At 72.1% G+C, this 22,566-nt stretch carries 19 protein-coding genes; 10 read left to right on the top strand and 9 right to left on the bottom strand.

Annotated features, from left to right (window positions below; genetic code table 11):
* On the bottom strand, window positions 1-1,491 hold a 1,491-nt coding region (locus KWI83_RS33890), incomplete at its 3' end, for a cell wall metabolism sensor histidine kinase WalK (RefSeq protein ID WP_218518224.1).
* A complete protein-coding gene (locus KWI83_RS33895; RefSeq protein ID WP_218518225.1) occupies window positions 1,488-2,153 on the bottom strand; it encodes a response regulator transcription factor in 666 nt (221 codons plus the stop codon). The genes KWI83_RS33895 and KWI83_RS33890, both read right to left, overlap by 4 nt.
* A gap of 117 nt (window positions 2,154-2,270) precedes the next feature.
* Between KWI83_RS33895 and KWI83_RS33900 the strand changes: the two genes are divergently transcribed.
* Window positions 2,271-2,990 (top strand): PepSY domain-containing protein, encoded by a 720-nt coding sequence (locus tag KWI83_RS33900; RefSeq protein ID WP_218518226.1) that lies wholly within the window; start codon window positions 2,271-2,273, stop codon window positions 2,988-2,990.
* Window positions 2,991-3,068: 78 nt separating this feature from the next.
* On the opposite strand, the gene meaB is transcribed toward KWI83_RS33900, so the two are convergent.
* Entirely contained in the window at window positions 3,069-4,043 is a 975-nt protein-coding gene (meaB, locus tag KWI83_RS33905) for a methylmalonyl Co-A mutase-associated GTPase MeaB (protein WP_218518227.1), read from the bottom strand.
* A 43-nt stretch (window positions 4,044-4,086) separates the two neighbouring features.
* On the bottom strand, window positions 4,087-5,292 hold the full coding sequence (locus KWI83_RS33910; RefSeq protein ID WP_218518228.1) for an acetyl-CoA C-acetyltransferase: 1,206 nt from the start codon (window positions 5,290-5,292) through the stop codon (window positions 4,087-4,089).
* Window positions 5,293-5,441: 149 nt separating this feature from the next.
* On the opposite strand from KWI83_RS33910, the gene mce reads away from it, so the two are divergent.
* The 7 genes from mce to KWI83_RS33945 all read left to right on the top strand — a co-directional run bounded on the left by mce (window position 5,442) and on the right by KWI83_RS33945 (window position 15,325).
* The gene (gene mce, locus KWI83_RS33915) at window positions 5,442-5,882 is read left to right on the top strand and encodes a methylmalonyl-CoA epimerase (protein WP_218518229.1); all 441 of its coding nucleotides are present in this window, start codon (window positions 5,442-5,444) and stop codon (window positions 5,880-5,882) included.
* A 210-nt stretch (window positions 5,883-6,092) separates the two neighbouring features.
* Window positions 6,093-9,941 carry a polarized growth protein Scy gene (gene scy / locus KWI83_RS33920; protein ID WP_218518230.1) on the top strand — a complete coding sequence of 1,283 codons (3,849 nt, stop codon included), beginning with the start codon at window positions 6,093-6,095 and terminating at the stop codon, window positions 9,939-9,941.
* A gap of 195 nt (window positions 9,942-10,136) precedes the next feature.
* Window positions 10,137-11,072: a cellulose-binding protein gene (locus KWI83_RS33925; protein WP_218518231.1), complete on the top strand. Its 936-nt coding sequence runs from the start codon at window positions 10,137-10,139 to the stop codon at window positions 11,070-11,072.
* A gap of 85 nt (window positions 11,073-11,157) precedes the next feature.
* Window positions 11,158-12,108, top strand: coding sequence for an ABC transporter ATP-binding protein (locus KWI83_RS33930; protein WP_218518232.1), 951 nt, complete (start codon window positions 11,158-11,160; stop codon window positions 12,106-12,108).
* A gap of 1 nt (window position 12,109) precedes the next feature.
* The gene (locus tag KWI83_RS33935) at window positions 12,110-12,880 is read left to right on the top strand and encodes an ABC transporter permease (RefSeq protein ID WP_218518233.1); all 771 of its coding nucleotides are present in this window, start codon (window positions 12,110-12,112) and stop codon (window positions 12,878-12,880) included.
* A gap of 124 nt (window positions 12,881-13,004) precedes the next feature.
* Window positions 13,005-14,477, top strand: coding sequence for an ABC transporter ATP-binding protein (locus KWI83_RS33940; RefSeq protein ID WP_218518234.1), 1,473 nt, complete (start codon window positions 13,005-13,007; stop codon window positions 14,475-14,477).
* Window positions 14,474-15,325 carry an ABC transporter permease gene (locus KWI83_RS33945; RefSeq protein WP_218518235.1) on the top strand — a complete coding sequence of 284 codons (852 nt, stop codon included), beginning with the start codon at window positions 14,474-14,476 and terminating at the stop codon, window positions 15,323-15,325. The genes KWI83_RS33940 and KWI83_RS33945 overlap by 4 nt, the downstream gene beginning before the upstream one ends.
* A 17-nt stretch (window positions 15,326-15,342) precedes the next feature.
* On the opposite strand, the gene KWI83_RS33950 is transcribed toward KWI83_RS33945, so the two are convergent.
* Entirely contained in the window at window positions 15,343-15,684 is a 342-nt protein-coding gene (locus KWI83_RS33950; protein ID WP_218518236.1) for an ATP/GTP-binding protein, read from the bottom strand.
* Between the two features lie 220 nt (window positions 15,685-15,904).
* Here KWI83_RS33950 and KWI83_RS33955 point away from each other — a divergent pair, with 220 nt between their 5' ends.
* On the top strand, window positions 15,905-16,933 hold the full coding sequence (locus tag KWI83_RS33955; RefSeq protein ID WP_218518237.1) for an LLM class flavin-dependent oxidoreductase: 1,029 nt from the start codon (window positions 15,905-15,907) through the stop codon (window positions 16,931-16,933).
* A gap of 84 nt (window positions 16,934-17,017) precedes the next feature.
* On the opposite strand, the gene KWI83_RS33960 is transcribed toward KWI83_RS33955, so the two are convergent.
* On the bottom strand, window positions 17,018-17,410 hold the full coding sequence (locus KWI83_RS33960; RefSeq protein WP_141313205.1) for an SCO5389 family protein: 393 nt from the start codon (window positions 17,408-17,410) through the stop codon (window positions 17,018-17,020).
* 244 nt (window positions 17,411-17,654) lie between these two features.
* Between KWI83_RS33960 and nucS the strand changes: the two genes are divergently transcribed.
* Window positions 17,655-18,326 carry an endonuclease NucS gene (gene nucS / locus KWI83_RS33965; RefSeq protein ID WP_218518238.1) on the top strand — a complete coding sequence of 224 codons (672 nt, stop codon included), beginning with the start codon at window positions 17,655-17,657 and terminating at the stop codon, window positions 18,324-18,326.
* Between the two features lie 62 nt (window positions 18,327-18,388).
* Here the strand turns inward: nucS and KWI83_RS33970 are convergent, their stop codons facing one another.
* The 3 genes from KWI83_RS33970 to KWI83_RS33980 form a co-directional block, all read right to left on the bottom strand.
* Window positions 18,389-20,947: an ATP-binding protein gene (locus KWI83_RS33970; protein ID WP_218518239.1), complete on the bottom strand. Its 2,559-nt coding sequence runs from the start codon at window positions 20,945-20,947 to the stop codon at window positions 18,389-18,391.
* Between the two features lie 262 nt (window positions 20,948-21,209).
* Window positions 21,210-21,533 carry an STAS domain-containing protein gene (locus tag KWI83_RS33975; protein ID WP_141313208.1) on the bottom strand — a complete coding sequence of 108 codons (324 nt, stop codon included), beginning with the start codon at window positions 21,531-21,533 and terminating at the stop codon, window positions 21,210-21,212.
* 180 nt (window positions 21,534-21,713) lie between these two features.
* Window positions 21,714-22,562 carry a 3-hydroxyacyl-CoA dehydrogenase family protein gene (locus KWI83_RS33980; protein WP_218518240.1) on the bottom strand — a complete coding sequence of 283 codons (849 nt, stop codon included), beginning with the start codon at window positions 22,560-22,562 and terminating at the stop codon, window positions 21,714-21,716.
* Window positions 22,563-22,566: the final 4 nt, after the last annotated feature.

A 22,566-nucleotide genomic window follows, 5' to 3' on the forward strand; every position in this document is an offset into this window, starting at 1 on the left:
GGCGAGCGGCAGGCGGAGTTCGAACAGGGCTCCGCCTGCCGGCGCGTCATGGACCGTGAGGGTGCCGCCGTGGCGGGCGGCCACGTCGCGGGCGATGGCGAGGCCCAGCCCGGCGCCGCCCTCGTCCCGGCTGCGGGCCGCGTCCAGCCGTACGAACCGCTCGAAGATCCGCTCCCGGTCCGCCTCGGGTACGCCGTCCCCGTCGTCCGCGACCTGGACGACCGCCCGGTCGCCGTCCCGGCGTACGGCCACGGTGACCGCCGAGCGGGCGTGCCGCTGGGCGTTGTCGAGCAGATTGGCCAGCACCCGCCCCAGTTGGCCGCGTGATCCGGCCACTTCGAGGGAGTCCGCCCCGACCGACACACCCGTGCGGCCCGCGGCCTGCTCGCGCGCCAGCTCGGCCAGGTCGACCCGTGTGTCGGTGGGCCGCTCCCCCGCGTCCAGCCGAGCGAGCAGCAGCAGATCGGCGGCGAGCCTTTGCAGTCGTACGGTGTCCTCGACCGCGCCGTCCAGGTCCAGCAGCTCCGGGTGCGCGGCGGCCACCTCCAGCTGGGTGCGCAAGGACGCGATGGGGCTGCGCAGCTCGTGCGAGGCGTCGGCGACGAAACGCCGCTGGCGTTCCACCGAGGTCTCCAGGGCGGCCAGCGTCTCGTTGGTGGTGCGGGCCAGGCGGGCGACCTCGTCGTGGGTGTCCGGTTGGGGGACCCGTCGGGAGAGGTCCTCGGAGGCGGTGATCTCCGCCATCTCGCGCCGGATGCCCTCGACCGGGTGCAGCGCGCGCCCGGTGACCAGCCAGGTCACTCCGGCGACGACGCCGAGCAGCAGCGGGAAGCCGATCAGCATGACGGTCTGCGCGGTGCTCACGGCGTTCTGCTCGGCGGCCAGCGGGCCGCCCGCGTACACGGTGAACGTGCCCTGGCCCGGGACCTCCACCGCCACCGCGGCGAAGCGGTAGTCCGCCTCCTCGCCGTCGATCGTCGCGGAGCCGTCCGTGAGGGACGCGTTCTCGGCGATCTCGCCCGGCTGGAGGGCGGTGGCTCCGGAGGAGTCGTCGTCGGAGTCGTCGGAGTCGTCGGATCCGCCGGAGTCGTCGGAGTCGTCGGAGTGGTCGGAGTCGTCTGCGTCGTCGTCGCCCGAGACGGCGCCCGGCTCGCGGGCGGGCGGCGTCCGCTTCTCGGGCCGCACGGCGTCCGTGCCCGTGCCGCTGATCCGCTCCAGGCCCTCGCTGGCCGCGACCAGCCTGCCGTCCTCGTCGACGACCTGGACGGGTCGGTCGTCGTCGTCCAGGGACAGCTGGTCGTACCGCTTGCCACCGGCCAGGTCGGCCGCGACGGTGCGCGCCGAGCGTTCCGCCTCGGTACCGGCCTGCTCGGTCAGGTTGGAGTACAGGGAGATCAGTACGGCGGCCCCCGCGGCGACCAGCGCCACGGCGACGACGAGGGTGGCGCCGAGCGTGGCCCGCGCACGCACGGAACCGAACAGGCGTCTCATCTCGGCGCCTCCAGCCGGTACCCGGCGCCGCGCACGGTCCGGATCAGCGCCGCGCCCAGCTTGCGGCGCAGCGCGCTGACGTACACCTCGACGATGTTCGGATCGCCCTCGTACGCGAAGTCCCAGACGTGCTCCAGGATCTCCGCCTTGGACACCACCTCCCCCGCCCGCACCATGAGCTGCTCCAGTACGGCGAACTCCTTGGCGGTCAGGGCGATCTCGTCGCCGTCCCGGGTGACCCTGCGGGCGGCGGTGTCGACGCGGAGGGGGCCGACCGTGAGGATCGGCGAGGCGCCGTGCTGGCCGCGGCGGCGCAGCAGGGCCCTGACGCGGGCGACCAGGACGACGTACGAGAACGGCTTGGTCAGATAGTCGTCGGCGCCCGTGTCCAGGCCCTCCGCCTCGTCGTACTCGCCGTCCTTGGCGGTGAGCATCAGGATCGGTACGTCATTGCCGGCGGCGCGCAGGGTGGAGCAGACGCGGTAGCCGTTCATGCCGGGGAGCATGATGTCGAGGACGATCAGGTCGTACGGCGACTCGGTCGCCCGGTGCAGGCCCTCCAGGCCGTCGTGGACGACGTCCACGGCGTAGCCCTCCGCCGTCAGGCCCTTGGCCAGGGACAGCGCGAGGCGTTTCTCGTCCTCCACGATCAGCAGCCGCATGCCCCAAGGGTCGCAAACGGAACCTGAAGCGATCTTCAGGTGGCTTCAGCGTGGCTTCAGGCGGCGGACGGCAGCGTGGTGGACGTCGAAGCGACAAGCCGACTCGGGGAGGAACCCATGAAGCGCAACATCGTCATCGCCGCCGTGGTCGCGACCGCCGTGATCGGCGGTGGTACGACGCTGGCGTTCGCGGGGGCCGGCGGCGAAGCGTCGGGTACGTCGTCGGCGTCGGCGTCCGCCGACGCGGTGAACGCCGGTCAGCGGGACGACGACGGTGCCGATGACCGGGACGACGACGGCACTGGCGAGCGCGGCGTGAAGGTGACGGCCGCGGAGGCCATCGAGGCGGCGCTGAAGGCGCGGCCGGGGACCGCGGTGTCGGCGGACCTGGACGGTGACGACGACCGTGACGACGGCGACGACCGGCGGGGCTGGGAGGTCGAGGTGCTCGGCCAGGGCACGACCTCGTACACGGTGCACGTGGACCCGGCGTCGGGGAAGGTGCTCGGTACGGAGACCGACCGGGACGATGACGACGACCGGGACGACCGGGCGGCGCTGAAGGGCGCGGAGGTGACGGCGGCGGAGGCCGCGAACGCCGCGTCCGCAAAGGGGTTCGTGACCTCGGTCGACCTGGATGACGACGATCGGGTTCGGTCGTGGGACGTGGAGACCCGGGGCACGGACGGCAAGGGGGGTGACTGGAACGTCGACCTGAGGTCGGGGCAGGTCGCTGGGGACCGTGACAACGAGGCCCGGGACGACCGGGCCGGCAAGGACAGCCGGGACGACCGGCACGACCGGGACGACCAGGGTGACGACCGCGGCGACGACTGACCGTGTGCGGGGGCGGGGGCCTCCTGGGGGCTGCCGCCCCCAGGAGGCCCCCGCTTCGGCCCTGAACGGGCCTCGTCCTCAAACGCCGGACGGGCTGGTTGATTCCGTCACGCCCGATACGAGTTCATCGGCCGCCCGATAAGGGTCCAGCTCCCCGGCGACTATCCGCTCCGCCAGCGCGCTCAGGCGGCGGTCGCCGTGGAGGTCGGCGATGCGTTCGCGCAGGGTCGTCACCGCGATGGTCTCGACCTCGCGGGAGGCCCGGGCCAGGCGGCGTTCCGTCAGGACGCCCCGTTCCTCCATCCAGGCGCGGTGCTTCTCCAGCGCCTCCAGGACCTCGTCGATGCCCTCGCCGCGGGCCGCTACCGTCTTGACGATCGGTGGGCGCCAGTCGCCGGGGGCGCGGGATTCGCCGAGGCCGAGCATGTGGTTCAGTTCGCGGGCCGTGGCGTCGGCGCCGTCGCGGTCGGCCTTGTTGACGACGTAGACGTCGCCGATCTCCAGGATTCCGGCCTTGGCCGCCTGGATGCCGTCGCCCATGCCGGGGGCCAGCAGGACCACCGAGGTGTCGGCCTGCGAGGCGATCTCCACCTCCGACTGGCCGACGCCCACCGTCTCGACCAGGATCACGTCACAGCCGGCCGCGTCCAGGACGCGGATCGCCTGCGGGGCGGCCCAGGCGAGGCCGCCGAGGTGGCCCCGGGTGGCCATGGAGCGGATGTAGACGCCGGGGTCGGAGGCGTGCTCCGACATACGGACCCGGTCGCCCAGCAGGGCTCCGCCGGAGAAGGGGGACGACGGGTCGACCGCCAGGACGCCGACCCGTTTGCCCTGTTTGCGGTACGCCGTCACCAGCGCCGACGTCGACGTGGACTTGCCGACGCCCGGAGAGCCCGTCAACCCCACGACATACGCCCCGCCCGTCAACGGCGCGAGCGTCCGCATGACCTCCCTGAGCTGCGGGGACGCCCCCTCGACCAGGGAGATCAGCCGGGCCACGGCACGCGGGCGGCCCTCCCTCGCCTGGGCCACCAGCGTGGAGACGTCCTGCATCACAGCTCCGTTCAGATCACCGACGTAACAGACCGACGCCTGCTCAGGACTTCGGTACCCGAACGATCAGGGCGTCACCCTGGCCGCCGCCACCGCACAGCGCCGCCGCGCCGACCCCGCCGCCGCGCCGCTTCAGCTCCAGCGCCAGGTGGAGGACGAGACGGGCGCCGGACATCCCGATCGGGTGACCCAGGGCGATGGCCCCGCCGTTGACATTCACCTTTTCGGTGGACACCCCGAGGTCCTTCATTGACTGCACGGCCACAGCGGCGAACGCCTCGTTGATCTCGATCAGGTCGAGGTCCGAGACCTCCAGGCCCTCCTTCTTCAGGGCCTGCCGGACGGCGTTGGACGGCTGGGACTGCAGGGAGTTGTCGGGGCCCGCGACATTGCCGTGCGCGCCGATCTCGGCGATCCACTCCAGGCCGAGCTCCTCGGCCTTGGCCTTGCTCATCACCACGACGGCGGCCGCGCCGTCCGAGATCTGCGAGGACGAGCCCGCGGTGATCGTGCCGTCCTTGGCGAACGCCGGGCGCAGCTTGGCCAGCGACTCGACCGTGGTGTCACCGCGGATGCCCTCGTCCTTGCTGAAGACGACCGGCTCGCCCTTGCGCTGCGGGATCTCCACGGGGGTGATCTCGGCCTCGAAGACGCCGTTCTTCTGGGCGGCGGCGGCGCGCTGGTGGGACAGGGCGGCGATCTCGTCCTGCTCCGGGCGGGCGATGCCGAGGCGGGTGTTGTGCTTCTCCGTCGACTCCCCCATGGCGATGTTCTCGAAGGAGTCGGTCAGGCCGTCGTAGGCCATCGCGTCGAGCATCTGGACCGCGCCGTACTTGAAGCCCTCGCGGGACTTCGGCAGCAGGTGGGGGGCGTTCGTCATGGACTCCTGGCCGCCCGCCACGATCACGTCGAACTCACCCGCACGGATCAGCTGGTCGGCCAGCGCGATCGCGTCGAGGCCGGAGAGGCACACCTTGTTGATGGTGAGCGCCGGGACGCTCATCGGGATACCGGCCTTGACCGCGGCCTGGCGCGCCGGGATCTGGCCCGCCCCGGCCTGGAGCACCTGGCCCATGATCACGTACTGCACCTGGTCGCCGCCGATCCCCGCACGGTCGAGGGCGGCCTTGATCGCGAAGCCGCCGAGGTCGGCTCCGGAGAAGGACTTCAGCGAGCCGAGCAGCCGTCCCATCGGGGTACGGGCGCCCGCGACGATGACGGATGTCGAGCCGTTCGTTGCAGAAGACATGAGCTGCGATCCCCTTCCGGCCTGCACTGGCCGAGGAGTGAACGAGGGTTTACTTCGAATGTACTGACCGGTACTCCACCCCGTCATCGGGCTGTCGGTGTGATCGCGCGCACGTTGCGTAACCACCTCCCAGGCGCTGCACTGAATCCATGCTGACGCGAATCGACCACATCGGGATCGCTTGCCACGACCTCGACGCGACCGTCGAGTTCTACAAGGCCACCTACGGCTTCGAGGTGTTCCACACCGAGGTCAACGAGGAGCAGGGCGTGCGCGAGGCCATGCTCAAGATCAACGATACGTCCGACGGCGGGTCCTCGTACCTGCAGCTGCTCGAACCCATTCGCGAGGACTCCACCGTCGCGAAGTGGCTCGCCAAGAACGGGGAGGGCGTCCACCACATCGCCTTCGGCACGGCGGACGTCGACGGGGAGGCGGCCGCGATCAGGGACAAGGGCGTGCGCGTGCTGTACGAGGAGCCCCGGCGCGGCTCCATGGGGTCACGGATCACCTTCCTGCACCCCAAGGACTGTCATGGCGTACTGACAGAACTGGTCACTTCGGCGCCTGTTGAGTCACCTGAGCACTGATGCTCGTACATATGGGCCGGTAGGGTTGGGTGCGGTCGCCGCTCAGCCTAGGGCGATCGCATGCCGGGGTCCGGGTTTCGGGGGACGAGCGTCGGGGCAGCAGCCCAAGCTCCGTCGTTGATCTGACACCATTCCCCGGGGGCCCCGTTCGGCGGATGGACGGAGCTCGTTTGGAGAGACTTGCGACCAGGGGACGGATGGGACCGCGCAGTGCGGGGCTACGAGAGCCAGGAGCGAGAGCCGGCGGCTGACGTCGACCACCTCACTCGGTTCGAAGCCGAGATGAAGCGGCTGAGGACCGAGCGGGAAAAGGCCATCCAGCACGCCGAGGACCTCGGCTACCAGGTCGAGGTGCTGCGCGCCAAGCTGCACGAGGCGCGGCGCACGCTCATGACCCGGCCTGCCTATGACAGCGCCGACATCGGCTATCAGGCCGAGCAGTTGCTGCGCAACGCCCAGATGCAGGCGGACCAGATCCGGGCCGACGCCGAGCGCGAGCTGAGCCAGGCCCGGGCGCAGACCCAGCGGATCCTCCAGGAGCACGCCGAGCAGGCGGCCCGCCTGCAGGCCGAGCTGCACGCCGAGGCCGTGGCCCGCCGCCAGCAGCTCGACCAGGAGCTCGCCGAGCGCCGGCAGACCGTCGAGTCGCACGTCAACGAGAACGTGGCCTGGGCCGAACAGCTGCGCGCCCGCACCGAGCAGCAGGCCCGCCGTCTGCTGGAGGAGTCGCGGGCCGAGGCGGAGCAGGCCATGGCGGCCGCGCGCGCGGAGGCCGAGCGGCTGACCACCGAGGCCCGGCAGCGGCTGCAGAGCGAGGCCGAGGCCGCCCGCGCCGAGGCCGAGCAGTTGCTGCGCCGGGCCCGCACGGACGCCGAGCGGTTGCTGAACGCCGCCTCCACCCAGGCCCAGGAGGCCACCGAGCACGCCGAGCAGCTGCGTTCGTCCACCGTCTCCGAGTCCGACGCCGCCCGCCGCCAGGCCGCCGAGCTGAGCCGGGCGGCGGAAGCGCGGATGGCCGCGGCCGAGGAGGCCCTGCGCAAGGCGCAGTCCGAGGCGGAGAAGCTGGTCACCGAGGCCAAGGAGGCCGCGACCAAGACCCTCGCCGGCGCCGAGGCGGCCAACGAGACCCGCACGCGGACCGCCAAGGAGCAGGTCGCCCGCCTGGTCAGCGAGGCCACGAAGGAGGCCGAGGCCACCAAGGCGGAGGCCGAGCAGGTCGTCGCGGACGCCCGCGCCGAGGCCGAGAAGATCGTCGCGGAGGCCGCCGAGAAGGCCCGTACGATCACCGCCGAGGAGACCGCGAGTCAGCTGTCCAAGGCGGCCAGGACCGCCGAGGACGTGCTGAACAAGGCGTCGGAGGACGCCAAGAAGACCACCAAGGCGGCCACCGAGGAGGCCGAGCGGATCCGCCGTGAGGCGGAGGCCGAGGCGGACCGGCTGCGCGCCGAGGCGCACGACATCGCCGAGCAGCTCAAGGGCGCGGCCAAGGACGACACCAAGGAGTACCGCGCCAAGACCGTCGAACTCCAGGAGGAGGCACGACGGCTGCGCGGCGAGGCCGAGCAGCTGCGCGCGGACGCGGTCGCCGAGGGCGAGAAGATCCGCGCGGAGGCCCGCAAGCAGGCCGTGGCGCAGATCGAGGAGGCCGCCAAGACCGCCGAAGAGCTGCTCGCCAAGGCCAAGGCCAACGCCGACGAGCTGCGCCAGAGTGCGACCACCGACAGCGAGAAGGTCCGCACCGAGGCCATCGAGCGGGCGACCACGCTGCGCCGGCAGGCCGAGGACACGCTGGAGCGCACCCGCAAGGAGGCCGAGCGGCACCGCGCGGAGGTCCTGGAGCAGTCCGAGGGCATCCGCGCCGACGCCGAGCGGGCCGCGCGGGAACTGCGCGAGGAGACCGAGCGGGCCATGGAGGCCCGCCGGGCGGAGGCCGCCGAGGAGCTGACGCGGCTGCACACGGAGGCGGAGGCCCGGCTCGCCGCCGCCGAGCAGGCGCTGGCCGACGCCCGCGAGGAGGCCGCCCGCATCCGCCGCGAGGCCGCCGAGGAGACCGAGCGGCTGCGCGCGGAGTCCGCCGAGCGGATCCGTACGCTCCAGGCGCAGGCCGAGGCGGAGGCCGACCGGCTGCGCACCGAGGCCGCGTCCGACGCGTCCGCCTCCCGGGCGGAGGGCGAGGCCATCGCCGTACGCCTGCGGTCGGAGGCCGCGGCGGAGGCCGAGCGGCTGAAGTCGGAGGCGCAGGACACCGCCGACCGGGTACGGGCCGAGGCGCAGGCCGCCGCCGAGCGGCTGGCGCAGGAGGCGTCCGAGACGCTGGCCGCCGCGCAGGAGGAGGCCGCCCGGCGCCGCCGCGAGGCCGAGGAACTCCTCGGCGCGGCCCGCCACGAGGCCGACCAGGAGCGCGAGCGGGCCCGGGAGCAGAGCGAGGAGCTGCTGGCGTCCGCGCGCAAGCGCGTGGAGGACGCACAGGCCGAGGCCGTGCGTCTGGTGGAGGAGGCCGACCGGCGCGCCACCGAGATGGTGTCGGCGGCCGAGCAGCACGCCCAGCAGGTACGGGACTCGGTCGCCGGGCTGCACGAGCAGGCGCAGGACGAGATCGCCGGGCTGCGCAACGCCGCCGAGCACGCGGCGGACCGCACGCGGCGTGAGGCGCAGGAGGAGGCGGACCGGGTCCGCGCCGACGCCTACGCCGAGCGGGAGCGGGCCGCCGAGGACGCGGGCCGCGTCCGGCGGGAGGCCAGCGAGGAGTCCCAGGCCGCCAAGGCGCTGGCGGAGCGCACCATGGCGGAGGCGATCGCCGAGGCCGAGCGGCTGCGCGCCGACGCCGCCGAGCACGCCCAGCGGGTGCGCACCGAGGCGTCGGACGCCATCGCCGAGGCCGACCAGGCGGCGGCACGCACACGTGCGGACGCCCGGGAGGACGCCAACCGGATCCGCTCGGACGCGGCGAGGCAGGCGGACACCCTCATCACCGAGGCGCGCAGCGAGGCCGAGCGGCTGCAGTCGGAGACCACCGCCGAGGCCGAACGGGTGCGCACCGAGGCACTCGCCAAGGCCGAGAAGCTGGTCGGGGACGCGAGCGGCGAGGCGGAGCGGCTGCGGGCCGAGGCCGCCGAGACGGTCGGGTCGGCGCAGCAGCACGCCGAGCGGATCCGCACCGAGGCCGAGCGGGTCAAGGCTCAGGCCGCCCGGGAGGCGGACCGGGTCACCACGGCCGCGCGCGAGGAGGCCGAGCGGACGCTGGACGAGGCCCGCAAGGACGCCAACAAGCGGCGTTCCGAGGCGGCCGAGCAGGTCGACAAGCTCATCACGGAGACCACCGCCGAGGCCGACAAGCTGCTCAGCGAGGCGCAGCAGCAGGCGCTGAAGACGACCGCGGACGCCGAGGCGCAGGCCGACACCATGGTGGGCGCGGCCCGCAAGGAGGCCGACCGGCTGGTGTCCGAGGCGACGGTCGAGGGCAACGCGCTGGTGGAGAAGGCCCGTACGGACGCCGACGAGCTCCTCGTCGGCGCGCGCCGGGACGCGACCGCGATCCGGGAGCGGGCGGAGGAACTGCGGGCCCGGATCACCGCGGAGATCGAGGAGCTGCACGAGCGGGCCCGCCGTGAGGCCGCCGAGACCATGAAGTCGACCGGCGACCGCTGCGACGCGCTCATCAAGGCCGCCGAGGAGCAGCTGGCCAAGGCGCAGGCGAAGGCCAAGGAGCTGGTGTCGGAGGCGAACTCCGAGGCCGGCAAGGTGCGTATCGCCGCCGTGAAGAAGGCCGAGGGTCTGCTGAAGGAGGCCGAGCAGAAGAAGGCGGCGCTCATCAAGGAGGCCGAGGAGCTCAAGGCCGAGGCGGTCCGGGAGGCCAGGCGCACGGTCGAGGAGGGCAAGCGCGAACTGGAGGTCCTGGTGCGCCGCCGCGAGGACATCAACGCCGAGATCTCCCGCGTGCAGGACGTCCTGGAGGCGCTGGAGTCCTTTGAGGCCCCGTCAGCCGCCAAGGACAACACGGTCAAGGCCGGCGCGACGGTCGGCGCTCCTCGATCGGGTGGCAAATCGTCGGAGAGCTAGCGCGGGCGCCGGATTTCGGTGTGTTCTGGGGCCTTTGACCAAGTCTTTGGCGTGGTCGTTGGCAAGCAGTCCTGCGGTGAGCCACTCAAAAGGGGTGTCATTCTCCAGATCAAACACGCATCCGCTCGATGACACACCGCTTCGGCCCCTAGGATTCCACCTATCACCTCACCGGTCTCATTCGACAGGAACCCCATGAGCGACACTTCCCCCTACGGCTTCGAGCTTGTGCGGCGTGGGTACGACCGCGCTCAGGTGGACGAACGTATCTCCAAGCTCGTCTCCGACCGTGACAGCGCTCTCGCCCGCATCACCGCTCTGGAAAAGCGCATCGAGGAGCTCCACCTCGAAACGCAGAACGCCCAGGCCGCCGTCAGCGACGCCGAGCCGTCGTACGCGGGTCTCGGCGCGCGTGTCGAGAAGATCCTCCGCCTCGCCGAGGAAGAGGCCAAGGACCTGCGCGAGGAGGCCCGACGCGCGGCCGAGCAGCACCGCGAGCTCGCCGAGTCGGCGGCCCAGCAGGTGCGCAACGACGCCGAGGCGTTCGCGGCGGAGCGCAAGGCCAAGGCCGAGGACGAGGGCGTCCGGATCGTCGAGAAGGCCAAGAGCGACGCCTCCCAGCTGCGCTCCGAGGCGCAGAAGGACGCGCAGTCCAAGCGCGAGGAGGCGGACGCACTCTTCGAGGAGACCCGCGCCAAGGCCGCGCAGGCCGCCGCCGACTTCGAGACGAACCTCGCCAAGCGCCGCGAGCAGTCCGAGCGCGACCTGGCGTCCCGTCAGGCCAAGGCCGAGAAGCGCCTCGCCGAGATCGAGCACCGCGCCGAGCAGCTGCGCCTGGAGGCCGAGAAGCTGCGCACCGACGCCGAGCGCCGCGCCCGCCAGACGGTGGAGACGGCCCAGCGTCAGGCCGAGGACATCGTGGCCGACGCCAACGCCAAGGCCGACCGCATCCGTTCGGAGTCCGAGCGCGAGCTGGCCGCCCTGACCAACCGCCGCGACTCCATCAACGCCCAGCTGACGAACGTGCGCGAGATGCTCGCCACGCTCACCGGCGCCGCGGTGGCCGCGGCCGGTTCGCCGACCGAGGACGAGCCGATCTCCCGCGGGGTGCCCGCGCAGCAGTCCCGGTAACCACCCGGCGTACAGCTGCTGAACACCTGCGGAGCCCTCTGCCACTCAGGTGGCAGAGGGCTCTGTGCCGTTTTAGCGTTGCCGCATGATCGAGCTGGCGGGGCTGACCAAGCGGTACGGCGAGAAGGTGGCGGTGAACCACCTGACGTTCACCGTCAGACCGGGCGTCGTCACGGGGTTCCTCGGTCCCAACGGCGCCGGCAAGTCGACCACCATGCGCATGATCCTGGGCCTGGACCACCCCACCGCCGGGGACGTCCGGATCGACGGCAAGCACTACGACCAGCTCAAGGACCCGATGAAGTACATCGGCGCCCTGCTGGAGGCGAAGGCCTGGCACGGCGGGCGCAGCGCCTTCAACCACCTGCTGTGCCTCGCCCAGGCCAACGGCATCCCCAAGCAGCGCGTGCACGAGGTCCTCGACACCGTGGGGCTCACGGCGGTCGCGAAGAAGAAGGCCAAGGGGTTCTCCCTCGGCATGGGCCAGCGGCTCGGCATCGCTGGCGCGCTGCTGGGCGATCCGCGGATCCTGATGTTCGACGAGCCGGTCAACGGGCTCGATCCCGAGGGCATCCACTGGATCCGCAACCTGATGAAGACGCTGGCCGCGCAGGGCCGTACGGTCTTCGTCTCGTCCCATCTGATGAGCGAGATGGCGCTGACGGCCGATCACCTCGTCGTCATCGGCCAGGGACGGCTGCTCGCGGACATGTCGATGGCGGACTTCATCGCGCAGAACTCGCGCAGTTATGTCCGGATTCGCACCCCGCAGCGCGAGCGGCTGCTCGATGTGCTGCACGGGGCCGGGGTCACGGTGGTGGAGACCGGCAGCGGGGCGTTCGAAGTGGACGGGGGCAAGCCGGAGCGGATCGGGGAGCTGGCCGCGCAGCACCAGATCGTGCTGCACGAGCTGAGCACCCAGCAGGCCTCCCTTGAGGAGGCGTTCATGAGGCTGACGGCGGAGTCGGTGGAGTACCACGCGCACACCGACCCGGCGGCCCAGCGGCAGTGGGGCAACGACTGGAGGAAGGGCTGACATGGCGGCGACCCAGGTCATCCGGTCCGAGTGGACGAAGATCCGCTCCGTCGCGTCCACGGTGTGGACGCTGTCCCTCGCCGTGGTCGTCACCATCGCGCTCGGCATGCTGATCTCGGCGCTGTCGAAGAACGAGTTCGAGAACATGGACGAGGCCCGCCGGCTCTCCTTCGACCCGACGTTCATCAGCTTCGCGGGCATGAGCCTCGGTCAGCTGGCGATGATCGTGTTCGGGGTGCTGGTCGTCTCGAACGAGTACAGCACCGGCATGATCCGCACCTCGCTGGCCGCCGTACCGCAGCGGGGCACCTTCCTGTTCAGCAAGATCGCCGTCGCCACGCTGCTCGCCCTGGCCGTCGGCATGGCCACCAGCTTCGCCGCCTTCTTCCTCGGGCAGGCCATGCTCGGCGACCTGAAGGCGGACCTCGGCGACCCGGGGGTGCTGCGGGCCGTGATCGGCGGCGGGCTCTACATGACCCTCATCGCGATGTTCTCGATGGGCGTCGCCGCGATGCTGCGCTCGCCGATGCTGTCACTGGGCATCCTGATGCCGTTCTTCTTCCTGATCTCCAACATCCTCGGCAACGTCTCCGCGACGAAGGAGGTCGGCCAGTACCTGCCCGACCAGGCCGGGAGCAAGATCATGCAGGTGGTGACCGCGGTCGACGACGACACCCCCTACGGCCCCTGGGGCGGGCTGGGGATCATGGTCCTGTGGGTGGTCGCGGCGCTCGTCGGCGGTTACGTCACGCTCAGGAAACGGGACGCCTAGGACAGGCCCCGGCCGTCGGCGTTTTTACCCGCTCTTGGAGGGAACCGTCAGCGCATCGGTATCCTCCTAACCCTTACGGGGGGCGTGTGCCCCGCTGTCCTGAACCTTTCGATGGGTGCGGAGCATGATCGAGGCAGTCGGCCTGACCAAGCGCTACGGCGACAAGACCGCTGTGTACAACCTTTCCTTCCAGGTGCGACCCGGGGCCGTCACCGGCTTCCTGGGGCCGAACGGCTCGGGCAAGTCGACGACGATGCGGATGATCCTCGGGCTGGACAATCCGACGGCGGGGCGGGTGACCATCGGCGGCTACCCCTACCGCAAGCTGCCGAACGCGCCCCGCCAGGTCGGCGCCCTGCTCGACGCCAAGGCGGTGCACGGCGGCCGGACCGCCCGCAACCACCTGCTGTCCCTGGCCCAGCTGTCCGGCATCCCGGCCCGGCGCGTCGACGAGGTGCTCGGCGTGGTGGGCCTGCAGGACGTGGCCAAGCGGCGCTCCAAGGGCTTCTCCCTCGGCATGGGCCAGCGGCTCGGCATCGCCGCCGCGCTGCTCGGCGACCCGCAGGTGCTGCTGTTCGACGAACCGGTCAACGGCCTCGACCCCGAGGGCATCCTCTGGGTGCGCAACCTGATGAAGTCGCTCGCGGCGGAGGGCCGTACCGTCTTCGTCTCCTCGCACCTGATGAGCGAGATGGCGCTGACCGCCGACCACCTCATCGTGATCGGGCGCGGGCAGCTGCTCGCCGACATGAGCGTGCAGGACTTCATCGCGGCCAACTCCGCGGGCTTCGCGCGCGTACGCACGCCCGACACCGAGCCGCAGCTGCGCGAGAAGCTGTCGACGGCGCTGGCCGAGGCGGGGGCGCACGTGCTGCCCGAGCAGGACGGTGCGCTGCGGGTGACCGGGCTGCCGCTGCCGCGCATCAGCGACATCGCGCACGAGACGGACGTACGGCTGTGGGAGCTGTCGCCGCACCAGGCCTCGCTGGAGGAGGCCTACATGCGGATGACGCAGGCCGCCGTCGACTACCGCTCGACCGTCGACCAGAAGGCCGGGCTGCAGCAGCCGCTGCCGCCGGGCGCGCAGCCGCCGCTGCCGGTGCCGGGACAGGGCCAGCCGGGCTGGTACGCCCCGCCGCCGCCCCAGCAGGGCGGGCAGCCGTTCGCGATGCCGCAGGGGCAGCCCGGGGCGGCGCCTCCGGGGCCGTACGGCGCTCCCTCCGCGCCCGGCGCGCCCGGGGCGGGCCGGGCGAACCCGTACGCCCAGCCGACCTCGCAGACAGCCGCCCAGGCCGCGCCGCAGACACCCGCCCCCCACGCCGCGCCTCAGCCCGCGCCCGCCGCCCCACAGACGCAGCACCAGGCCACCGCCCCGCAGACGCAGCACCAGGCCACCGCCCCGCAGGCGCAGCCCCATGCCACCGCCCAGGCCGCGCCTCAGCCCGCGCCCAGCGCCCCGCAGACGCAACCCCAGGCCGCCGCCCCGCAGGCACCGCCCCCGGCCGCCGCGCCCGCCGCGCAGCCGCCCGCATCCTCCCCCGCCGCATCCTCCCCCGCCGCCCCCTCCGACGAGACCAAGCCCGAGGACGCCCGATGAGCACGCCCCAGCCCCCCATGCAGCAGGCCGCGCCCGGCGCGCCGTACGCCGGTTACACCTCGCCGATCCCCGTCGTCCGCACGCATCTCGGGCACGCGCTCGCCTCGGAGTGGACGAAGATCAAGTCGGTGCGCTCCACGATGTGGACGCTGGGTGTGTTCGTCCTGCTCGTCGTCGGCATCGGACTGCTCACCGGCGCGCTGGTCGCGAACTCCTCCGCGGAGGCGGACCTCGGCGACGAGAACCCGCTGTCCCTCGGCTTCTTCGGGCTGCTGCTCGGCACCATCTGCATCATCACGCTGGGCGTGCTGACCACGGCGTCCGAGTACGGCACCGGGATGATCCGGACCACGATGACCGCCTGCCCCACGCGCGGGCGGGTGCTCGCGGCGAAGGCGATCGTGTTCTTCTCGGTCGCGTTCGTGGTCACACTGGTCGCCGCCGGCTTCGTCGCCTTCGCCCAGGTCGGCATGCTCAGCGACGCCCGGGAGCCGTCGGGCGAGGAGTGGCTGAAGGGGACGGTCGGCGTCTCGCTCTACATCGCGCTGCTCGGGCTGCTCTCGCTCGTCGTCGGCTCGATCGTCCGGCACTCCGCGGGCGCCATCACCATCATGATCGCCGCGGTGCTGGCCCCGCTGGTCATCGCGATGTTCATGTTCGCGTCCTCGCTGGAGGACCTCCGCCAGGCCCTGTTCGAGTACTCGATCCCGAACCAGCTGAGCATCTTCTACGCCAACTCGCTGTCCGAGTCCGGCCCGTCCGGCTGGGACCCGCTGTGGATCATGCTCGGCGTCACCGCCGCCGCGTTCGCCGGGGCCTACGCCCTGCTGGAGAAGCGGGACGTGTAACACGCAAGTCCGAATTCCTAGAACTTCGACGCGTTACGGGACCGCTGCACCCGCGTGGTGCGGCGGTCCCGCGCGTTCCAGCACGCCGTGTGCCAGTGCCGGCGGTCGTCGACTCCCGCGTGCTCCGGCCAGGCCACCACGTGCGGTACGGCGGACGGGATCAGCTGGTCGCAGCCGGGGCAGCGGTACGTCTTGCCCTCGGAACTGGCCCCGGCCACATGGCGCACGCTCCAGTTCTCGCCCCGCCAGTCCTCCGTGGACTGCCAGCCCCCGTAGCGGCCCGGGCGGTCGTCCTCGGCGCTCCGGCCGGACGAGCCGACGCCCTTGGGGCCCTTCGGGCGGTTGCGACGCGGGGACACGGGACACCTCACGGAGCTATACAGGAACCGGGTCGTATCCAGCCTACGCGGCCCGGAGAGGGGTACGCGGAAAGCGGCGAACCTCACAAGTCCCCCTCCCGGACCGTTCATTCTGCCGACAATCCGCAAATCCCTTCGCCAGACCGTGTCCTCGGCACGTGTCAGACGGTTGTGCCGAGTGGGGGAGCTCCGTGTCGGAGCCAAGGAAGCAGGAAGAGCAATGCGCGTTGGAACGTTCGTGTTGGCGGCCCAGTTCCCGGGTCAGGGCCAGGGGGAGGCGCTGTACCGCGCGGTCCGCTCGGCGGAGGTCACCGAGGAGGCGGGGCTCGACTCGGTATGGCTGGCCGAGCACCACTTCGTGCCGTACGGCACCTGCCCTTCGGCGATCACACTGGCCGCCTTAGTCCTCGGCCGCACCCGCCGTATCCGGGTCGGTACGGCGGTCAGCGTGCTGCCCACCACCCACCCGGTCACGCTCGGCGAGCAGGCCGCGCTGCTGCACGTGACGAGCGGCGGCCGCCTCACGCTGGGCGTCGGGCGCGGCGGCCCGTGGGTGGACCTGGAGGTGTTCGGCACCGGGCTGGAGGCGTACGAGAAGCAGTACCCGGAATCACTCGATCTGCTCATGCGCTGGCTGCGCGAACCGGCGGTGGAGGGCCCCGGCGGCCGCTTCGCCTTCCGTGAAGTCCCCGTCGTACCAAGGCCGTCGGAGTGCCTGACGGAGACCGAGGGGCCGGAGGTGCTCGTCGCGTGCACGTCCCCGGCGAGTGTGCGGATGGCCGCCGAGCGCGGGCTGCCGATGCTGCTCGGCATGCATGTCGGGGACGAGGAAAAGGCCGAGATGATCAGCCTGTGGCGGCAGCACGCGCGCGCGGTGGGGCGTCCCGCCGAGGAGGTCCTCGGCGCCGCCCATGTGTCGGCCGGCGTCTGCCAGATCGCGGACCGGCGCGCCGACGCGGCGGAGACGCTGCTGAAGGCGATGCCGGGATGGCTGAAACAGGGGCTCGACGCCCATGTCACGGTGGACGGCCGGGAGCGCCGGATGCGCGATCCGCTGGCGTACACCGAACTGCTCTGCGGGCTGCACCCGGTGGGCACCCCGCGGCTGTGCGCCGACCGGCTGGCGGCGACCAGCGAACGCACGGGAGTCTCCCGCTTCGCCCTGCTCGTCGAGGGCTCCGGAGATCTGGCGGCGACGGAGGAGAACGTACGGCGGCTGGGCGCCGAGGTACTGCCCCAGCTGACGTGAACGGCCCCGCCGCGCGGGAGGCTTGCCGCTCCGGTACAGATCGCACCTCCCGTGTACGGAGCGGCAAGCAAGCGGTTCACCGTCTCAGCAGTCCCGCAGCTCCGGGGACTGGTTCAGCAGCTGGCCCCGGATCGAGGTGAAGCGGGCCAGCCTCTCGTCCGCGGAAGCGTCCAGCGGGAACACCGCAACGCGGTGGCAGTTCTGGAAGGCCAGCCGCACACCGAAGTGCCGCTGCAGCGCACCGCGGATGGCGTCACTCGCCAGCGCACGCAGCAGCTGACCGCGTGCCTGCTCGTCCGGCGGGGGCGTCTGGTTGTCGGCGAACTCTCCGCCGTCCACCTTCAGCTGGGCCACCAGGGAGCTGATCATCTCCCATGCGTAGGGCAGGGAGGTCCGGACGCAGTCGACGAAGTCAGCTTCGTCGACCTCGCCTCGCTCGGCCTGTTCGAGTAGGGCCGGTGAGACGTCGAGCGACATGGGTTCTCCTCTCGCACCCCCAACCAGCAGGGGTTGCCGGACAGATGTGGGAGCACGCGACAGCGAACACGCTGTGTACACACACCGCGACCTCCCGTTTTCTACGGTAGGCAACCGCCGGTGACCGCACCAGGAGAATGCCCACACAGACAGATCTCAGTAGGCACACAATCGGCCACGAACGAACACGGGTCTTCCAGGGCGAATCGCGTGCACACCAGCCCGTCGAGTAGCGTTGCCGACCATGCGTCTCGTCATTGCCCGATGCTCCGTCGACTACGCGGGCCGGCTCACCGCCCACCTCCCCACCGCGCCCCGTCTGATCCTGGTGAAGGCGGACGGCAGCGTCTCCATCCACGCGGACGACCGGGCCTACAAGCCCCTGAACTGGATGTCGCCGCCCTGCACGCTGAAGGAGGGCACCGGCGACGAGGCCGGCGTCTGGACCGTCGTCAACAAGGCGGGCGAGAAGCTGATCATCACGATGGAAGAGGTCCTGCACGATTCCACGCACGAACTCGGCGTCGATCCCGGCCTGATCAAGGACGGCGTGGAAGCACACCTCCAGGAACTGCTCGCCGACCGCATCGAGACCCTCGGCGAGGGCTACACACTGATCCGCCGTGAGTACATGACGGCCATCGGGCCGGTCGACATCCTGTGCCGGGACGCCGAGGGCCGGACGGTCGCGGTCGAGATCAAGCGACGCGGCGAGATCGACGGTGTGGAGCAGCTCACGCGCTATCTGGAGCTGCTGAACCGCGATCCCCGTCTGGCGCCGGTCCGGGGCATCTTCGCCGCCCAGGAGATCAAGCCGCAGGCGCGCGTTCTGGCGACGGATCGGGGGATCGGGTGCCAGGTGCTGGATTACGACGCCCTGCGGGGTATTGAGGACGACAAGTTGCGGTTGTTCTGAGGCGTACGGCTGTGAGGGCCGGGTCCGTTGGCCGGGCCCGGCCCTCTTGTGTCGGCGCGGCCTCAGATCACCTGTTCCGAGCTGCTGGGGGTGCCTGCGGCGCTGGATTCCGGGGCGACGGCCGTGCTGCTGGTTTCGATGGGGGCGCTGGCGGTGTTGGAGGTGGAGGGTGACTCCGTCGGCGGTTCTGACGTCTCCGTCGGCGGCTGCGAGGTCTCGGTAGGCGGTTCGGAGGTCTCCGTCGGCGGCTCGGACGTCTCGGTCGGGGGCTGGGACCACGACGGCGACTTCGTGGCCGAAGGCGACGGCGACTCCACGGACCCGCCCCCACCCGGGTTGTGCGTCCCGCTCGGCTCGTCCGACGGCTCCCCCGCCCCCGAACCCCCCGCCCCCGGGTCCACCGGCGTCGGATCGTCCGTCGTCCCGGGCGTGCCGTCGGGGCCCGGATCCGTCGGCCGGCTGGTCGCCCCGCCCGTGTCGCCGTCGTCGTCCTGGTCGGCCGTGTCCGCGCCGAGGCTGTCGTCGCCGGTGCCCTGGCTGGCGGACGGGTTGACGCCGACCTGGTCGGACGGGCTGTCGGCGTCGTTGCTGGAGGTGGCGCCGAGCGTCACGACCGTACCGAGCACCGCCACGAGCAGCGCGCCCGCGCCGGACGCGACGAGGTTGCGCCGGGCGAGGCCGCGCAGGCCGCCGCCCCCGGCGCGTCCGGACACCGCTCCAGGCGTGGAGCGGTGGGTGACGAGGGCCGGGGTGGGATCGGGCCGTTGCAGCGGCGGGAACTCCGCCAGGGCCGCCGGGACTCCGCCGGGCGGCGTCGCCGACTCCTCGTGGCGGGCGTCGGGCACCTCCTCGCCCGCGGTGGCGCCGAGCGCGAGCGTCGTCGCGACGCCGGGTGCCGTGCCCTCCCGGTCGGTCACCAGGGCGAGGGCGCGGCGACCGGCCACGGTGCCGCGCTTGTCGGCGAGGGCGCCGCGCAGCCCGATGGAGGCCTCCAGTTCGGCGCGGGCCCGGTCGAGCCGTCCCTCGCAGAGCGCGAGGACGCCCAGCTCGTGGTGGAAGTAGGCCTGTTCGGCGACGTCCCCGGCGAGCCGGGCCGCCTCGGCGCCGGAGCGCAGCGCCCGTTCCCAGGCGCTCCAGTGCAGTCCGGCGGCGAACGCGGGCGCCGCGGTGCGGGCCAGCTGGACGGTTGCGCTCTCCTCGCCCTCGCCGGGCGGTGTCGTGGCCGGGACGAGGACGCCCAACGCGGTGAGGAGAGCGTCCGCCTCGGCGCACACGCGCTCGGGGGTGACCGAGGGGTGTCCGGCCCACCAGGTGTAGTGCCGGGCGGCGGTCAGGGCGTGGCCCTCGGGGTCGTCGGCGTATCCGGCGGCCTCCAGCTGGGTCTGCACCCCGGCGGCGAGCCGGTAGCGGGAGCCGACCGGTGAGATCAGCGCGGCGCTCAGCAACTCGCCCAGCGCGGCGTCCGCGTGAGTGTCGCCGACCAGGGCGGGCAGATGCGCCTGGTGGGGCACCTCGCCGCCGAGCGCCACGGCGATCCGCAGGGTGGCGCGGGCGGAGGCGCTGAGCCGGGAGGCGAGCAGCGCGGCGGGCGCGGCTCCCTCGGCGAGCGAGGGCAGGGGGACGTCGGCGCCGACGGGCGGGCCCGGCACGGCGTCGAAGGGCTCGTCGGCCGGGACGTCCTGGAAGACGCCGAACTCGTCGAGCGCCTCGGCGCCGGCGCGCAGCCGGTCACGCTGCCGCAGCAGGGCGCCGGCCTGCACGAACCGCAGTGGCAGGCCCTCGGACTCGAACCAGAGGTCGCCGGCCCAGTTGGCCTCGTCCTCGGTGAGCGGCCGGCCCACGGCGTGCTCCAGCAGCTCCAGGCCGCCGGCGCGGTCGAGGCCGTCGAGGAAGACCTCCTCGATCGCCGACTCGGCGGACGGCGCGGGCACGTCGGGGGTGGCGGAGATGAGGAAGGCGCACTCGGGGGTGGCGTCCAGCAGCTCGTCGAGCGCGGCGCCGCCGAACTCGATGTCGTCCAGGACGACGACCGCGCCGATCTCCCGGACGTATTCGAGCAGTTCGTCCCGTTCCGGGCGGTGCAGAGGCGCGCTGTGGACGGCGTGGAAGAGGTCGTGGAGGAGATCGGTCGTGGTGCGGTGGAAGCCGCTCAGGCGGACGACACCGTCGGGGGCGAGGTCCGCGCAGTCCTCGGCGACGAGGTCGAGGAGGGCGGTGCGGCCGGAGCCGCCGGGGCCGGTGAGGCGCACGGAGCGGCCGCGGGCGAGCAGCCGTACGAGGCGTTCGCGTTCGTCCTGGCGGCCGAGGAGCGGCAGGGCGGGGCGGCTCGGGCCGGGCGGGACCGGTGGGGTGGCGGCGCGTGCCACCTCGGCGCGCTGGGCGGGGGTCAGCCTGTCGGGTCTGCCGGGGCGTTCGCCGGGCGGGCAGAGTTCTATCTCGCTGCCGTCGACGGGGTTGACGGTGAGCAGGAGGTCGCCGGAGACCAGTTGCACCGTGCGGGCGAGTGCCGGCGCGTGCTGGCCGAAGTCGGATGTGAGGGAGTCCCTGGGCGGGCGCTGGCGCGGCGGGGTGCCGTCACCGTCGTGGCCGTGCTCCTCGGCTCCCCGGTTGTTCGGGTCCATAGGTTCAAGCCCCCCAAAAGCGTCGGGTGCGTCGAGTGCCCTCCCGGCCTTGCCGCACACCGCGCTGTCGCTTCTGGTCCGGGCCCGCACGAGGGTTGATCAGACGCGGGCGACCGAACCCTAAACCTTCGCTCAGTATCTACGACAGCCCGGGGGGCCACCGGGTCCGAGACGTCACGGTCTCGTGAGGATTGCGTGCGTCGGGCGTTTCGCCGTGAGCCGCCCGGTCTCCCCCGCCCCCGTGACGGCCCCGGTCGAGGGGTCATACCCGGGGCAGGGACTCCACGCCGATGCCGCCCTCGATCGCCAGGATCCGGTGCAGCCGGGTGGCCACCAGCAGGCGCTGCATCTGCGGCGGTACGCCGCGCAGCACCAGGCGCCGGCCGCAGCGGCCGGCCCGCCGGTGGGCCCCCATGATGACCCCGAGTCCGGTGGCGTCCCACGAGTCCAGTTCGGACAGGTCGAGGACGAGGTCGCCGTCTCCGTCGTCGACGGCCGAGTGCAGGACCGTACGGGCGTCCGCCGCGCTGCGGACGTCGAGGCGGCCCCCGACGACCACCTCGGCGTGGTCGCCCCTGATGTGCATATGCGCTCCCCGTGAGTGCGGTGACGTACTCCAAGACGGTGGCTGTGCACCGTCTGACTGCTTCCGTGGCGGTGCGGTTGCTGGTTGTAAGCGAACCGATACCGAATTCACCCCGAGGTGTGATGTCTCAGGGGCGTTTGGTGCTTCAGCGCTTGCTGATTCTCTTCAGCGCTTGCTGATTCAGTGCTTGTAGAAGCCCTGCCCGCTCTTGCGTCCGATGTCACCGGCGTCAACCATCCGGCGCATCAGCTCCGGCGGAGCGAACTTCTCGTCCTGGGTCTCGGTGTAGATGTTGCTGGTGGCGTGCAGCAGGATGTCGACGCCGGTGAGGTCGGCCGTGGCCAGCGGGCCCATGGCGTGACCGAAGCCCAGCTTGCAGGCGATGTCGATGTCCTCGGCGGAGGCGACGCCCGACTCGTACAGCCTGGCCGCCTCGACGACGAGCGCCGAGATGAGCCGGGTGGTGACGAAGCCGGCCACGTCGCGGTTGACGACGATGCAGGTCTTGCCGACCGACTCGGCGAACTCCCGCGCGGTGGCGAGCGTCTGGTCACTCGTCTTGTAGCCCCGTACGAGTTCGCACAGCTGCATCATCGGCACCGGCGAGAAGAAGTGCGTGCCGACGACCCGCTCGGGGCGCTCCGTCACGGCCGCGATCTTGGTGATCGGGATGGCGGAGGTGTTGGAGGCGAGCACGGTGTCCGGGCGCACGATCTTGTCGAGGGTGCGGAAGATCTCGTGCTTGACGTCCAGCTTCTCGAAGACGGCCTCGACGACGATGTCCGCGTCGGCGGCGGCGTCCAGGTCGGTGGTCGCGGTGATCCGGGCGAGAGCGGCCTCGGCGTCGTGCGCCTCCAGCTTGCCCTTGCTGACGAACTTGTCGTACGAGGCCCTGATGCCGTCGGTGCCACGCCCCAGCGCCTCGTCGGTGACGTCGCGCAGGACGACGTCCCAGCCCGCCTGGGCGGAGACCTGGGCGATGCCGGAACCCATGAGACCGGCCCCGATGACGGCGAGCTTCCGTGCCACTGTG

It is taken from the genome of Streptomyces sp. TRM70350 (assembly GCF_019219825.1).
GTDB lineage: Bacteria > Actinomycetota > Actinomycetes > Streptomycetales > Streptomycetaceae > Streptomyces.